At 57.8% G+C, this 1,923-nt stretch carries 2 protein-coding genes; both read left to right on the top strand.

Features of this window, described 5'->3' with window-relative positions; all coding sequences use genetic code 11:
* The coding region (locus tag FYJ24_RS12330) for a transposase (protein WP_154546722.1) at window positions 1-1,052 on the top strand (1,052 nt) is incomplete at its 5' end.
* Between the two features lie 279 nt (window positions 1,053-1,331).
* On the top strand, window positions 1,332-1,923 hold a 592-nt coding region (locus FYJ24_RS12325; protein ID WP_154546721.1), incomplete at its 3' end, for a DUF3037 domain-containing protein.

The following is a 1,923-nucleotide window of genomic DNA, read 5'->3' as shown; positions in this document are numbered from 1 at the left end:
CGCTGGCCACCTTTCGCCGCCGCTTTCTGCCGGAACTGGAACAGTTGTTCGTACAGGTGCTGCTGCTGGCCCGCGAGATGAAGCTGCTCAAGCTTGGCACCATCGCCCTGGACGGCACCAAGCTCAAGGCCAACGCCAGCAAGCACAAGGCGTTGTCGTATGGCCATGCCAAGAAGCTGGAGGCACAGTTCAGGGCAGAGGTGAAAGCGCTGACCGAGCGGGCCGAGTCGGCGGACAAGGAGGACGCGGCCGACGGCATGGATATCCCCGCCGAGATTGCCCGCCGTGAAGCCCGCCTGGCGGCCATCGCTGAGGCGAAGGCCAAGATCGAGGCGCGCGCCGAGGAGCGGGACGCCACCGAGCAAGCCGCCTATCAGGAAAAGGTGGCGCGGCGGGAGGCGCAGCGCAAGGCCGGCAAGAAGCCCCGTGGGCGTGACCCCGAACCGCCCACTGGTGGCCCGCGTGACAAGGATCAGATCAATTTCACCGACCCGCAGTCGCGCATCATGCCGGTCACCGGCAAGGGGTTTGATCAGTGCTACAACGCCCAAGCCGCGGTTGATACCGAGAGTCTGCTGGTGACCCATGTCCACGTCACGCAGGCGACCAATGACAAGCAGCAAGTCATGCCGCTACTGACGGCCTGGCAAGGTTACCCGGAAACGCTGGGAAAACCTGACCACCTGCTGGGTGATACCGGCTACTTCAGTGCCAGCAATATCCAGGCCTGCCATGACCATGGTATCGAACCGCTGTTGGCGATGAAGCGAGACGTCCATCACCTTCCGGTCTTTGAACGTTTCGCCGCGGATCCGCCTGCCCCGGAGAGCGAGGACCCCGTCGAACAGATGGCACACCGCTTGAAGACGCAGGCGGGCCGAGCGCTCTACGCATTGCGCAAACATACCGTGGAGCCGGTCTTCGGGATCATCAAACACGTGATGGGGTTCCGGCAGTTCTCGCTACGCGGACTGGATAAGGTCAGCGGCGAGTGGCGATTGGCCACCATGGCGTGGAATATCAAGCGGATGCACCGGTTGACGGCGGGCTGAGGGCTCGCCGCGCCCAACCGGCCAGCAGGCAAGGCGTCAGAACCGCCTTGCAGAAGCTGAGGGGCAGGTTAAGAGCCACACAACAGCACCAACACCAACACCAACACAGGGGGGGGTGAAGAACCCACGCCTCAGCTCATCCATTAACCTCAAGTCCGACAGACTGCTAGAGTGGATCTATTACGACATAGACGATGCCACCTCAGAGATATATCCCTCACTGGCAGAGCGCTTCAATCTATTAGCACGGTTACGCGACCCTTCCTTTTGGAGCCTGATATGAGCGCCATTATTTGTAATTATGCAGTGCTGCGCTTTCAACCCTACCTGGACACGGGCGAGTTCGCGAACCTGGGAGTCATCATGCTCTGCAATAACGGTGTGTTCCTGCAACGCGTTGAAACCGTTGCTCGAAAACGCATCACACAATTTTTCGATAAACTGCCAGCGAAAGTGTTTACTCAGGCACGCCAACATTTCGTCACAGAGCTCAAAAGGACGGTTGATCTAGCCAATCAACACCAAGCCCAACCTGAGGTGCAGCTGCGCATTTTCAAAGATTTGATAGAGCCTCGTGAAGCCATGTTTCGCTTTAGCAGGCCTGGCACGCTAGCCGCAAAGGATCCACAAGCAGCGCTAGATGAACTATTCAACCGCTATGTTCATCATGATTTTAAGCACGTAGCATCACCAGAAGAGCAGCTCACCAAAGATGTCACGCAATGGCTAAAATCGTTGAACCGTCATTACACAGAGCAAACGCTAGGAAACGATATCGTGCGTGTAAAGTTGCCGTTTGTCTGGCAGGAAGGCGCGCACATACGGCAGGCCATTAAACCCATCAGCTTTGATTTGGATGATGCCAGCAAAA

It is taken from the genome of Scrofimicrobium canadense (assembly GCF_009696615.1).
Lineage (GTDB): Bacteria > Actinomycetota > Actinomycetes > Actinomycetales > Actinomycetaceae > Scrofimicrobium > Scrofimicrobium canadense.
This window is presented reverse-complemented; position numbering and strand designations above follow the sequence as displayed.